This is a genomic window from Roseateles sp. P5_E8, from assembly GCF_054177665.1.
Genome location: NZ_JBGCUM010000013.1, coordinates 117,736 through 129,512, shown reverse-complemented (window position 1 = coordinate 129,512; position 11,777 = coordinate 117,736). Strand labels below are relative to the sequence as shown.

At 66.4% G+C, this 11,777-nt stretch carries 14 protein-coding genes and 1 riboswitch; all 14 genes read right to left on the bottom strand.

Annotated features, from left to right (window positions below; genetic code table 11):
• A partial coding sequence (locus tag ACXRVZ_RS10565; protein WP_458232402.1) for an aminotransferase class I/II-fold pyridoxal phosphate-dependent enzyme occupies window positions 1-489 on the bottom strand: 489 nt, incomplete at its 3' end.
• Window positions 489-980 (bottom strand): transcription antitermination factor NusB, encoded by a 492-nt coding sequence (nusB, locus tag ACXRVZ_RS10560; protein ID WP_457425773.1) that lies wholly within the window; start codon window positions 978-980, stop codon window positions 489-491. The genes nusB and ACXRVZ_RS10565, both read right to left, overlap by 1 nt.
• A complete protein-coding gene (gene ribH / locus ACXRVZ_RS10555) occupies window positions 977-1,450 on the bottom strand; it encodes a 6,7-dimethyl-8-ribityllumazine synthase (RefSeq protein ID WP_458232401.1) in 474 nt (157 codons plus the stop codon). The genes nusB and ribH overlap by 4 nt, the downstream gene beginning before the upstream one ends.
• A gap of 21 nt (window positions 1,451-1,471) precedes the next feature.
• Window positions 1,472-2,569: a bifunctional 3,4-dihydroxy-2-butanone-4-phosphate synthase/GTP cyclohydrolase II gene (gene ribBA / locus ACXRVZ_RS10550; RefSeq protein ID WP_458232400.1), complete on the bottom strand. Its 1,098-nt coding sequence runs from the start codon at window positions 2,567-2,569 to the stop codon at window positions 1,472-1,474.
• A 24-nt stretch (window positions 2,570-2,593) separates the two neighbouring features.
• Entirely contained in the window at window positions 2,594-3,625 is a 1,032-nt protein-coding gene (gene ribD / locus ACXRVZ_RS10545; RefSeq protein ID WP_457427637.1) for a bifunctional diaminohydroxyphosphoribosylaminopyrimidine deaminase/5-amino-6-(5-phosphoribosylamino)uracil reductase RibD, read from the bottom strand.
• Between the two features lie 30 nt (window positions 3,626-3,655).
• The gene (locus ACXRVZ_RS10540) at window positions 3,656-4,936 is read right to left on the bottom strand and encodes a type IV pilus modification PilV family protein (protein WP_457427641.1); all 1,281 of its coding nucleotides are present in this window, start codon (window positions 4,934-4,936) and stop codon (window positions 3,656-3,658) included.
• 8 nt (window positions 4,937-4,944) lie between these two features.
• Window positions 4,945-6,252: a PilX N-terminal domain-containing pilus assembly protein gene (locus tag ACXRVZ_RS10535; protein WP_457427635.1), complete on the bottom strand. Its 1,308-nt coding sequence runs from the start codon at window positions 6,250-6,252 to the stop codon at window positions 4,945-4,947.
• Window positions 6,249-6,992, bottom strand: coding sequence for a PilW family protein (locus ACXRVZ_RS10530; RefSeq protein WP_458232399.1), 744 nt, complete (start codon window positions 6,990-6,992; stop codon window positions 6,249-6,251). Before ACXRVZ_RS10530 ends, ACXRVZ_RS10535 begins: the two co-directional genes overlap by 4 nt.
• Window positions 6,983-7,576, bottom strand: a complete 594-nt coding sequence (locus tag ACXRVZ_RS10525) for a pilus assembly FimT family protein (RefSeq protein ID WP_457427631.1) — start codon at window positions 7,574-7,576, stop codon at window positions 6,983-6,985. The genes ACXRVZ_RS10530 and ACXRVZ_RS10525 overlap by 10 nt, the downstream gene beginning before the upstream one ends.
• A gap of 2 nt (window positions 7,577-7,578) precedes the next feature.
• Window positions 7,579-8,064 carry a type IV pilin protein gene (locus ACXRVZ_RS10520; RefSeq protein ID WP_457427629.1) on the bottom strand — a complete coding sequence of 162 codons (486 nt, stop codon included), beginning with the start codon at window positions 8,062-8,064 and terminating at the stop codon, window positions 7,579-7,581.
• A 101-nt stretch (window positions 8,065-8,165) separates the two neighbouring features.
• Entirely contained in the window at window positions 8,166-8,726 is a 561-nt protein-coding gene (locus tag ACXRVZ_RS10515) for a GspH/FimT family pseudopilin (protein WP_458232398.1), read from the bottom strand.
• A gap of 144 nt (window positions 8,727-8,870) precedes the next feature.
• Entirely contained in the window at window positions 8,871-9,314 is a 444-nt protein-coding gene (gene nrdR, locus ACXRVZ_RS10510) for a transcriptional regulator NrdR (protein WP_457427625.1), read from the bottom strand.
• Window positions 9,315-9,326: 12 nt separating this feature from the next.
• Window positions 9,327-10,580, bottom strand: a complete 1,254-nt coding sequence (gene glyA / locus ACXRVZ_RS10505) for a serine hydroxymethyltransferase (RefSeq protein ID WP_458232397.1) — start codon at window positions 10,578-10,580, stop codon at window positions 9,327-9,329.
• Window positions 10,581-10,637: 57 nt separating this feature from the next.
• Window positions 10,638-10,757: riboswitch (ZMP/ZTP riboswitch) on the bottom strand.
• 8 nt (window positions 10,758-10,765) lie between these two features.
• Window positions 10,766-11,623: a transglycosylase SLT domain-containing protein gene (locus ACXRVZ_RS10500; protein WP_457427621.1), complete on the bottom strand. Its 858-nt coding sequence runs from the start codon at window positions 11,621-11,623 to the stop codon at window positions 10,766-10,768.
• Window positions 11,624-11,777 lie beyond the last annotated feature (154 nt).

The window sequence follows — 11,777 nt, the reverse complement described above, 5'->3', positions numbered from 1 at the left end:
CACCTGTGCCGCACCGAGCTGGAAGCGCTCGGCCGCGCCGGTGGGTAGCAGGCGCGGCGTGGCGTCCGCAGCCGTCACGAAGTGGCGGTTGCAGGGGTAGCAGGGGTCGGGCATCAGCACCTCGTCGCCGCGCTCGAAGAGGGCGAGGCAGGCGAGCTGCAGGCCGGCCGAGGCACCGGCCGTTATGGCGATGCGCTCGGGCGCGATGCTCAGACCGAAGCGTTGCGCGTACCAGCGCGAGATGGCCTCGCGCAGCGCGGGCAGGCCCAGGGCGTCGGTGTAGGGCGTGGGGCCTTGGGCGATACGCGTGACAGCCTCGCGCACCGCTGGCGCGGCGCCGAAATCGGGCTCGCCCACGTTCAGGCGGATCATCCGCCGGCCACCAACGGCCGGGTCGCACAGCGGGCCGGCCGCGACCTGCGCTGCAGCCTTGGCCAGCTCCATCACATAGAAGGGCTCGATGCGGTCGAGCCGGGCGGCCAGCTTCATCAGCGCTTGGCCGCGACCTCGGAGGGCCGCAGATCGCCGGCCGCCCGGTCCAGCACGCCGTTGACGTACTTGTGGCCGTCCGTGCCGCCAAAGGACTTGGCCAGCTCGACCGCCTCGTTGATGGCGACGCGGTAGGGGATGTCGAGGCAGTGCTTGAGCTCGTAGGCGCCGATCATCAGGATGCCGTGCTCGATGGGCGATAGCTCCGTCGTCTTGCGGTCGACGTGGCGGGACAGGATGGCGTCCAGGTCCGCAGCCTCGCTGACGCAGCCGTTGAGCAGCGCGTCGTAATGCTTCAGGTCGAGCTTGGCGTAGCCATCCTGCTCACGGCCCAGGGCGACGATGGCGCCGATGTCCTCGCCGGTCAGCAGCCACTGGTAGAGGCCTTGCAGCGCGGCCTCGCGCGAGCGGCGGCGGGCGGACTTGGCTGGCGCCTTCTTGCCGCCGGGCGTGTTGGCCGACTTGGTGGCGGTCTTTTGGGGTGCGTTCACTCGATCTCTTTCAGCAGATTGGCCATCTCGACGGCAACGCGCGCGGCGTCGCGGCCCTTGGGCTCGGCGCGGGCCCAGGCCTGGGCTTCGTTCTCGACGGTCAGGATGGCGTTGGCAATCGGCAAGCCATGGTCCAGGCCGACACGGGTCACGGCGGCACCGCTCTCGTTGGCGACCAGCTCGAAGTGGTAGGTCTCGCCGCGGATGATGCAGCCCAGCGCGATGAGGGCGTCGTAGTCATTGGTTTCGGCCAGTGCCTGCAGGGCCAGCGGCACTTCGAGCGCGCCGGGCACGGTGACGTGGCGGACGGCCTCGGCCGGCACGCCCAGCACCGACAGTTCGGCCAGGCAGGCGCTGGCCAGCGCCRAGGTGATGGCGTCGTTGAAGCGTGCCTGGACGATGGCAATCACCAGCTCGCTGCCGTCGAGAGCGCCTTCGAAACCTGGCAGGCCTTGGTTGGAGTCTTGCATCGCTGTCTCTCGTCTCTCGTTTCAGCAGGAAGGCGGGACGACGAAGCCGGTCACGTCCAGCCCGTAGCCCGTCATGCTGGGCATGCGGCGTGGGCTGCCGAGCAGCTTCATGTGGTGCACGCCCAGTGCCTTCAGGATCTGGGCGCCGACGCCGTAGGTGCGCAGGTCCATCGCGCTCTTCACGGGCGCCACGGCCTTTTCGGCAATGGCGCGGGCCAGCACACCGGCAGCGTCCTCGCCACAGTTCAGCAGCACGACGACACCCGCGGGGCTGGCCTGCACGGCAGCAAGCGCGGCGGGCAGGCCCCAGGAATGGCCGCAGGATCCGGCTTCGAGCAGGTCCATGACCGACAGCGGCTCGTGCACGCGCACGAGGACTTCATCGGTGGCTACCCAGGAGCCGTGGCTCAGCGCCAGGTGGGTGCCGCCGGTGCGGTCGGTGAAGACCTGGCAGTCGAACTCGCCTTGGGCCGTGTTCAGGCGGCGCTCGGCGACGCGGGTGACCAGGCTTTCGTGGCGGCTGCGGTATTCGATGAGGTCGGCGATGGTGCCGATCTTGAGGCCGTGCTCGGCGGCAAAGATCTCCAGGTCGGGCAGCCGCGCCATGCTGCCGTCATCCTTCATGATCTCGCAGATGACCGACGTGGCCGACAGGCCGGCCATGCGGGCCAGGTCGCAGCCGGCTTCGGTATGGCCGGCGCGCATCAGCACGCCGCCGTCCTGGGCCTGCAGCGGGAAGATGTGGCCGGGCTGGACCAGGTCGCTGGCCTTGGCGTCGGCCGCGACGGCGGCCTGCACGGTGCGGGCGCGGTCGGCGGCGGAGATACCGGTCGTGACGCCGGTGGCGGCCTCGATGGAGATGGTGAAGGCGGTGCCGTGCTGGGTGCCGTTGCGGCGCGTCATGGGCGGTAGCTGCAGGCGCTCGCAATGCTCGCGCGGCAGCGTCAGGCAGATCAGGCCGCGGCCATGCTTGGCCATGAAGTTGATGGCCTCGGGCGTGACCAGGTCGGCCGCCAGCACGAGATCACCCTCGTTTTCGCGGTCTTCCTCGTCGACCAGAATGACCATGCGGCCGGCAGCCAGCTCGGCCACCAGCTCGGGAATGGGGGAGATGGGCATAGCCGGCGATTGTAGGTGGCGACCCTAGTCTGAACGCAGGCGAAGGCGCAGATCCAGGCCGATCGTTGTGGCTTCAATCAAGCGCCAGCGGCGGGCATCGGCCAGTTGGGCCAAGGGCGACAGTGCCGCGAGCGGGCGGCCTTCGCCGATCAGCATCGGCGCTTGGTAGATCAGCAACTCGTCGACCAGGCCAGCGTCGAGGAAGGCGCCGGACAAGGTCGGGCCGGCTTCGACGTGCAGTTCGTTGACGCCCTCGCTGCCGAGTTCAATCAACAGCGCGTTCAGATCGGCACGGCCGGGACCGATGACGCGGGCTTCGCCCGGCGGCCGGAGGATGCGCGCATCGGCCGGTATACGACCCTGTGGATCGAGCACGAGGCGCAGCGGTTGCCTGGCTGTCTGCACAAGACGCACGTCCAGGCGCGGATCGTCGGCCAGCACAGTGCCGATGCCGGTCAGCACCGCGCCGGCGCGGCGGCGCCAGGCATGGCCGTCGGCGCGTGCGGCTTCACCGGTAATCCACTGGCTGCGGCCGTCGGGCAGGGCGGTGCGCCCGTCCAGCGAGACGGCCGACTTCAGCCGCACGAAGGGGCGGCCGCGCTGCATGCGCGAGAAGAAGCCGATGTTGAGTTCCCGCGCAGCGTCGGCAACGGCCGCGTCGGCAAGTTCGACAGCTATGCCGGCCGCGCGCAGCCGCGCCAGGCCCTGGCCGGCGACCAGCGGGTTGGGGTCCTGGACCGCAACGATGACGCGGGCGATGCCGGCACCGATCAGCGCATCGCAGCAGGGCGGCGTGCGGCCGTGGTGGGAGCAGGGTTCCAGCGTGACGATGGCCGTTGCACCGCGCACGTCATGGCCACGCGCAGTTGCATCGCGCAGCGCCATGACCTCTGCATGCGCCTGGCCGGCAGCTTGCGTGTGGCCGGCGCCCAGTTCACGGCCGTCCGCTGCCAGGATGACGCAGCCGACGCGCGGATTCGGGTCACTCAGGCCTATGGCCTGGGCGGCCAGTGCGAGGACGCGTTGCAGTGCGGCGGAGGTGTCGGGATCGGGCATCTGCCCAGTCTAGCCAGCGATCCGGCGGAGTCAGGGCTGGATCTGGTAGGTCGAGTAATCGATGAAGCGGCTGGCGCTGATATCAGCGGGCAGGGTCGGGCACAACGCCGCGGTCTTGCCCGGCATGACGAGGAAGTTCTGCCGCGCCAGCGAATAGCTCACGGCGCTGTACGACTCGGGGTGCTCCTCGTTGTCGATCTTGGTGTTGCCGTTGTAGTCGCCGCTGTAACGGCAGACCTTGTACTGCGTCGCGCCCGTGCCGATGTCCAGCCCGGTCAATTGCACTTGGCCCCACCAGTTGCGAGGGGACTGGGTGTTGGGATAGACGATGCAGTTGTAGTTCACCAGCTTCTGAAGAGGTGTGCTGGACACCGGTGCGTCGCTGAAGCATTCATGGTTTGGCGTCGGGTAGTCGCGGCCGGGCGCCAGCACCAGCGCGCCACTCGCATCCCTGACCTGGAATTGGCTGGGGGTCAGGCTCAGCGAGGCGGACAAGGGTTGGGGCAGGGCATCGCCCTCAGGTGCCGACGGGTCGGGCGAGTCGAGCTTGGAGAAGCGAATGACGCCACTGACCAGATAGCCAACCGTGTTGTTCTTGCAGGATTCGACGCTGCTCGCCTCCAGTTCGGAGACCGGCGTCTCGCCGAGCCCCTCACATTTGCCGCTGATGACGCCAGTGACGTTGTTGAGCACCCAGACCGGCGCAGCGCCGCCACCGGGTCGGAATGCGCTGGACCCGTTGCCCAGGTCCTTGGCGGTCGGAGGAATCACCGGATTGCGGTTGTCGGGCTGTCGAATCCCGTTCGAAGGCGGCGTGACACCCAGGGCGAGGGAGAAGACCGGATCACTGCGGGAGATGATGGTGTCGAGAAAGAGCTTCTGTTCAACGTTGCCGCGGTCCTTCCATGCCACCGTCACTCTGACGCTTCTGGCCTGAGGTTCAGCAGCGTCCTTGACCAGGGGGGCCACCTCACGTGTGAGGACGAAGGTGGTGTTGCCGTTGGTCAGATTGAATGACTTGGCATGGGGAGGCGTGACGATGTCGTTGTCGTAGTCCTTGACGCCAGCTTTTTTTGCTACGGAATTGTCAAGCACAGAGAACGAGCGCAGCGTTTCCAGTTCCTCTTGCGCCAGACGCATGGCCTCGCTGCGCTGCTTGGCGATGTCGCCGCTGTAGCGCAAATTGCTCAGCAGGCCGACCAGCGCCACCATGCCGAAGGACATGACGACCAGGGCCACCAAGGCTTCGATCAGCGTCACGCCGCGTTGCCTACGGCTAAGGCAGCTGGACTGGAGTTGAAAGGGCTTCATGGCCGTCATCAGTTGGTGGAGTCGTTCCAGCCGCCGGGAACCCGCACGTAGCTGCCCAGGCGGTTGCGCACATGGTCAGCCACGGTCTGCTGGTAGACGATGTCCACACGGCCGACGGTGGTCATGCTGCCACCGACCAGCACGACGCCGTTGACGAACGACGGCATGCCGCTGGTATTGGTCCAGCTCAATCCGCCGGTCGACACCAGCATGCCATTGAGCTGGAACGGGCCAGTCAGCGTGACGTTGCCATTCACCACGACGAGCAGCGGATCGCCCACGCTGCCGAGCACCTGGTTGCTGCTGAGGGTCAGGCCACCTTCCACCCACACGATGCGCTGGCCGGCTGAGTAGGCGGCCGCGAGAGTCGCTCCGCAGTCGCCATCGCAGGTGATCGTTCGTACGGCCGGATGTGCTGGGTAGCGAGCGACGCTCGTGCCCATGAACATCTTGAACACCTCCTGCGCATCGGCATTCAGAAGCGTCGGGTCGGCCTGGACGACGGCCTGGCTGCCGCTGGCGCCTGGTACGGTCTCAAGCCGGGTGTCGATGATGCCAGTCCATGCGCCCCCAATGGTGGCGAGCATGCCCGCCGAGCGCGCATCGGCGTTGTGCAGGCCGAGGCCGCCCACGCCGGTCGACACGATGCCGCCCTTGACCACCAGTGGCGAGGCGGGCGGGCTGCGCACCGCACTGACCAAACCCACCAGGACCGTCAGCGATGTCCGGGCCAATTGGGCCTTGCTGATGTTGGCAACGGAAACACCGCCAACGCCGCCGCAATTGTCCGGGACGCTGTCGGTGCAGCCGCGCACCTTCAGTGCCAAGGTGCCGCCGCGCTTGCCCGCTTCGAGTTGCACGCCGAAGCTGGGCGTCAGCTCATCCACAGTCGCTGCGGCCCGCGCGGTGTGGGCCGCATCTGCGGCCGGGCAGCGGCAGGCCCAGCCCTGGTTGCCCAAGTCGCGTGCGCAGTCAATCACGCCGATGATGTCAGTGACTTTTGAGGTGATGGTCCGATCCGCCGGGTTGACCTCCAGGTACTTGTCGGCGAAGCGTTGCCCGGCGCTGTCCACCGGCTTGCAGGCGTTGTTCATGGCATTGCCGTTGAGCTGAGCCAGCGTCCATTCGACACCCGCTTCGGCGACTTCCTGGGACAGGCTGGAGCGGTAGTAGCTGCCCGCAACGCGCTGCTCGAACAGCAAGCTGCGGTTGGCATACGCCGCCAGCAGCGCCATCACGAGGAAGAGCACCATGACGACAACAAGCGTTGCCGCACCACGTTGGCGAGGCTTCAGAAGGCTGGACGACGTGTTCATGCCGGGCAGGCTCCGCTGATCGAGTCGGCTCGCAGGCGTTCAACACCCGACAGCGTGCGCTTGACATTGGGGTCATGGCGGGCTTCGCCAACGATGGTGAACGTCACCTGCCGCACCTCATGAATTGGGCAGGCCGGTGTGCTGGCCGTGCCGCAGGGCTTGTCACAGAAGTCGCCCACGTTGGCCGGTTGCGACGTGACTTCGATATCGAAGTCCGTGATGCGTACGCTATCCGGATCGGTGATCGGCTGCCAGTTGTCATGGCCATCCGTGCTCCCTACCCGTAGGTAAAGCGTCTTGCTGGACTTGTCCCACTTGAAGCCGAAATGCTCGGCATCCCGCGGCACTTCAGCGCCGTATATGCCGGCGCCGCTGTACCGGGCATACATATAGGTCAGCGAGAGGGCACCAGTGGTGTCCGCCTTGATGACTTCAATGTATGGATTGGCAGAAGCTGTTTTCGAAGCCTGTTCGGCCGCCGTGCCCACTGCCGATGGCGGCGCCCAGACACCTTGTTCCGTCAAGCCGCGAAAGCCCGCGCGGCGCAGGTCTTGTTGCAGCAGGTCAGCCGCCGTGCGCAGATCCTGCTGGATCTGGGTTTCCAGCATCAACCGACGGTGCTCGTTGATCTGGTTCACGGCCACCATGGACGCACCCGCCGCCACGATCAGGCCGACGGTAATGCCGACCATCAGCTCGACAAGGCCCAGGCCACGCTGGGGCGAAAAGGTCATCCGCATAGAGGGAACCCACCGATGCTGCCGTCGGGCGAGCAGGTACGCACCCGGCCGGCCTGGTTGTACTCGACATGCAGCAATGCACCCGTCCGCACCCCCTTCACCTTGACAAAGACATCGCTCACATCTGTCGGGAAGGAGCCTCGCTCGAAGGTGAGGACTTGCGGATCGAATCCCCACTTGGCTTTCTCGTTGACATCGAAGCGGACCGACGTATTGCGCGGCAGCAGGTACTCGCGCAGCAATCTGCCTTCGCCTATGGAGCACACCTTGGTGTCGACGCGATTGCATCTGCAAACATCGATCTGGGCATGCGAGCTCATGCGAATGCAGCTGAAGTCGCCGACTTTTGCAGGCACGTCCTCGAGATGCACGCTGATCTTGTCCGCCACGACGGCGGACTCCGCGCGCGCCTGGGCAAAGAAGCTGGCGATCTCGCCTGCGGCTGCAACGACGCGCCGCCGCTCGATCGTGCTGGTCAACGAAGGGATGGCCACGGCGAGCACCACGCCGACAACGGCCACGCCGATGAGCATCTCGATCAGCGTGACGCCGGAGCGGAATTTTCGGAATAGGAGGCGTTGCATGATTAACGGCTCCAGCAGTTGGCTGTTGCCGTGGTGTCCGTGCCGCCCAGATCGGCAGACAGGTACTTGAAGATCGAACCTTCGAGCGACACGATCAGGACTTGGCAGTTCTTGTCCTTGTTCTGAGGGCTGCCCGCCTTGGGCGTAGCAGTGACGATGTACCCCGAGGTGAAGCTGGGCACCGCGCCGGCACCTGTCAGGCTGAGGTCGTAATACTTTGAAATCGTCGTGATCTTGGCGCCGGCGTCGCCCATCTTCAGGCCGTCGTCGCCAAACGAATCTGAGTAGGCATTGCGGTTGGAGCGCCAACGCTCCTGGGCCTGCACGATGGTCGTCATCAAGGCGATGGCGTCAGCACGGCGGCCGCGCGCGAGCATGGAGGTGAGGGAGGGATAGGCCACTGCGGCCAGGATGCCGGCCACCACCACGGCGATCATCAGCTCCATGAGCGTGAATCCCCTGAGGTGGCGTTGTGTCTTAAGTCGCATGGCGGCCCGATTTTCAGTGGTGACGTTCAGATGAAAGGTTACTGGAACACCGCTCGTCGCCGCGCGCCTACCGCTGGTCGCCGCCCACCACGAACAGGGGATCAAGCGCACTTGGTCATGCCGGAGAGCTTGATGCCGGTCGAGCAGCTGCGAACACGGCCGGTGATGGCGACCACTTGGCGGATGCCCGTGCCGTTGTCCAGATAGGTCTCGATGCTGCCGGTCTGCGTGACCAAGCCTTGACGATGCTGGAACTCCAGCGTCTCGGCGTTGCTGCGCAGATGCAAGGCCTTGCCGGCCGTCAGCCATTCGGCCTTGATGACGGCGCTGCCCGGTGCCTTGCAGACGGCCTTGCCGCCGGCGCAGTCGCAGTCGTTGCGGGCGCCGGTATGCAGCAGGTAGCAGGCCTGGGCGCCCTTGCCGCTGATGCGGAAGTAGACCGGCTCGGCCGTGCGGACGGCCTCGCTGCGGGCAAAGCGCAGGTCGCTGGCAAGGGCTTCGGAGGTGGCGCGCAGCGCACGCTCCTGGCGCATCTTGCTCAGGCTGGGCACTGCCTGGCTGACCAGGGTGGCGCCGATGCTGACGCAGACGCACAGCTCGATAAGGGTGAAGCCGAGGCCGTTGTGGCGGGCAGCGCGGAGGAGGGGGGCGGTGCGGTTCATGGTGGCTTCCGGCGGTTCGTTGTCGATGAACGAACTCTAGGAAGCGGACCACCGCGCGTCTTTCCCCCTCAGGGTGGGACGAAGGGGGATGCGGAGGGCGACATCCCCCGGACTCCCCCTGAAGAGGGATAGGGAAATCCCGAGTCAGATCTCGCGGATCAGTTGGCGGAACTCGTCGACGTCCTCGAAGCTTCGGTAGACCGAAGCAAAGCGGACGTAGGCGACCTTGTCGATGCGCTTGAGTTCTCGCATGACAAGCTCACCCAGCCGGGTGGAGGCGAGCTCACGGGCACCGCTGGCAAGCAGCTTTTCCTCGATGCGGTTGATGGCCGCGTCGATCTGCTCGACGCTCACCGGCCGCTTGCGCAGCGCCAGTTGCATGGAGGCGCGCAGCTTGGAGGCGTCGAAATCGGCCCGCCGCCCGTCCTTCTTGACGACCGACGGCATGGCGATGTCTGGCCGCTCGTAGGTCGTGAAGCGCTTGTCGCAGGACAGGCAGCGGCGCCGGCGCCGTACGACGTCGCCCTCGTCCGATTCCCGGGTCTCGGCGACCTGGGTCTCGGTGTGAGAGCAGAACGGGCAGCGCACGGCGAGTCTTGATTAACCGCGGTAGACGGGGAAGGCGGCCGTCAGCGCGGCAACCTTCTCGCGCACGGCGGCCAGGTTGGCCTCGTCGTGCGGCTTGTCCAACACATCGGCGATCAGGTGGGCCGTGGCGCGCACCTGCTCCTCCTTGAAGCCGCGCGTCGTCATGGCCGGCGTCCCCAGGCGGACGCCGCTGGTGACCATGGGCTTTTGCGGGTCGTTCGGGATGCCGTTCTTGTTGCAGGTCATGTGGGCGGCGCCCAGGATGGCCTCGGCTTCCTTGCCCGTCAGGTTCTTGGGGCGCAGGTCGACCAGCATGACGTGGCTTTCCGTGCCGCCGGAGACGATGCGCAGGCCGCGCTCGATCAGCGTCTCGGCCAGCACCTTGGCGTTCTTGACGACCTGCTCCTGATAGGCCTTGAACTCGGGCGTCAGCGCCTCCTTGAAGGCCACGGCCTTGCCGGCGATGACGTGCATCAGCGGGCCACCCTGGATGCCGGGGAAGATGGCCGAGTTGATCTTCTTGGCGATCGCCTCGTCGTTCGTCAGGATGATGCCGCCGCGCGGGCCGCGCAGGCTCTTGTGCGTGGTGGACGTGACGACGTCGGCATAAGGCAGCGGGTTCGGGTAGACGCCCGCAGCGATCAGGCCGGCGTAGTGGGCCATGTCGACCATGAAGTAGGCGCCGATCTCCTTGGCGATCTTGCCGAAGCGCTCGAAATCGATGCGCAGCGAGTAGGCCGAGGCGCCGGCAATGATGAGCTTGGGCTTCTTCTCGCGGGCGAGGGCTTCCATCGCGTCGTAGTCGATGGCTTCGTTCGCGTCCAGGCCGTAGCTGACGACGTTGAACCACTTGCCGCTCATGTTCAGCGCCATGCCGTGCGTCAGGTGGCCGCCTTCGGCCAGGCTCATGCCCATGATGGTGTCGCCGGGCTGCAGCAGCGCGAAGAACACGCCCTGGTTGGCCTGCGAGCCGGAGTTGGGCTGCACGTTGGCAAACTCGGCGCCGAAGAGCTGCTTGACGCGGTCTATGGCCAGTTGCTCGGCCACGTCGACGTACTCGCAGCCGCCATAGTAGCGCTTGCCGGGGTAGCCCTCGGCGTACTTGTTGGTCAGCTGGCTGCCCTGGGCTTCCATCACCGCGGGCGACGTGTAGTTCTCGCTGGCGATCAGCTCGATGTGGTCTTCCTGGCGGCGGGTCTCGTTCTGGACAGCGGTCCAGAGTTCGGGGTCGACCAGGGCGAGAGTGGAGGTGTTGCGGTCAAACATGGCAGTTTTTCGAAGTTCAGGCGGTAAATCCAAGGCGCTCACGGCTGGCGTGACGACCAAGGCTGCCCAGGCGAACGGCTGAAAGCGGCTCCCACACACAGGAATCGCCTCACGCTCCCCGGTGGTGGCCCACCTCAGGTCAGCTTGTGACCCTGATCGCCAGTCGCGTGAGCCGCGAGTGTAAGTCAGCGCAGCAGCGCGATTTGCGCGGAATCGCCGCTCGTGGGGGCCGAAGCAGCCTCGCGCATCGGGCGGACGATGGTCGTGGTCGTGTTGGGCGACACCGAGCGGCCAGACGCCACCGACTTCAACAGATCATGCTCGGCCAGCACACGGGCCGTATAGCCCGTGTCCTCGGCCAAGTTGGCGCCGCCGACGTAGTAGCGCAGGCCTTCTTCCAGGCTGCCGGCGCGCTGGATGCATTCCTTGAGCACCTGCACGCCCACGCGGACGTTGGTCACCGGGTCGAACGCGGCGTGAATACCGCCAAAGGCCTCGTACTTGTCGTCGTGCACGCGGGTCATGACCTGCATCAGGCCCTGAGCGCCCACGGAACTCTGTGCAAACGGGTTGAACCGCGACTCGATGGCCATGATGGCCAGGATCAGGGTCGGCTCGACCTTGGCGCGATTGCCCACGGCCCAGGCTTCCTGCACGAGGCGGCTGATGGGCTCGGGCGCCACGCTGTAGCGGCGTGCCAGCCAATGGGCGACGGCGGCCTGCTGGCGGCTGAGATCGCGTGGGTCAGTGGCCGTGGCGCGTGCAATGGCGTCCGGCTCCGCGTTGGCCAGCAGCGTGTTGCCCTCAGCCTCGGCGCGCGCCTCGTGGCGGGCATTCAGCCAGCCGAGGGTGGCGGATTCCAGCTTTTCGCGCAGGCCCGCCTGGCTCGTGAACACCAACAGGACCGACACCACCGCCAGCCCGACGAGGGCCAGCGTGTTGTGGCTGACGACGAGCAGGCCGTTGCCGATGTCCTTGACGAACAGCGACGCCGAATCCCGCACGAGGGCAGCGAAGGTGATGAGGTCTTGACGTGTCGTCATTCGACTCCTTGTGTCACGACCCGTCACAGGCAGTCGCAAGAGCGGCGGTCTGAACGGGGCGACGGTCATAATTTCCCGGCCGTTGGCTAAGGGTCTGTGGCATCTGTGTGCCCGGTGGACCCGGCCGGTTGAGCTTCGGTAGAAACCCGAAGTG

Bases quoted from the DNA above. Each gene is read 5' to 3' on its own strand.
- ACXRVZ_RS10535 (WP_457427635.1), bottom strand. From the start codon at position 6,252: ATGAACACGTCGTCCAGCCTTCTGAAGCCTCGCCAACGTGGTGCGGCA.
- ribBA (WP_458232400.1), bottom strand. From the start codon at position 2,569: ATGCCCATCTCCCCCATTCCCGAGCTGGTGGCCGAGCTGGCTGCCGGC.
- ACXRVZ_RS10530 (WP_458232399.1), bottom strand. From the start codon at position 6,992: ATGCGGATGACCTTTTCGCCCCAGCGTGGCCTGGGCCTTGTCGAGCTG.
- ribD (WP_457427637.1), bottom strand. From the start codon at position 3,625: ATGCCCGATCCCGACACCTCCGCCGCACTGCAACGCGTCCTCGCACTG.
- ACXRVZ_RS10500 (WP_457427621.1), bottom strand. From the start codon at position 11,623: ATGACGACACGTCAAGACCTCATCACCTTCGCTGCCCTCGTGCGGGAT.
- ACXRVZ_RS10515 (WP_458232398.1), bottom strand. From the start codon at position 8,726: ATGAACCGCACCGCCCCCCTCCTCCGCGCTGCCCGCCACAACGGCCTC.
- ACXRVZ_RS10540 (WP_457427641.1), bottom strand. From the start codon at position 4,936: ATGAAGCCCTTTCAACTCCAGTCCAGCTGCCTTAGCCGTAGGCAACGC.
- glyA (WP_458232397.1), bottom strand. From the start codon at position 10,580: ATGTTTGACCGCAACACCTCCACTCTCGCCCTGGTCGACCCCGAACTC.
- ACXRVZ_RS10520 (WP_457427629.1), bottom strand. From the start codon at position 8,064: ATGCGACTTAAGACACAACGCCACCTCAGGGGATTCACGCTCATGGAG.
- ACXRVZ_RS10525 (WP_457427631.1), bottom strand. From the start codon at position 7,576: ATGCAACGCCTCCTATTCCGAAAATTCCGCTCCGGCGTCACGCTGATC.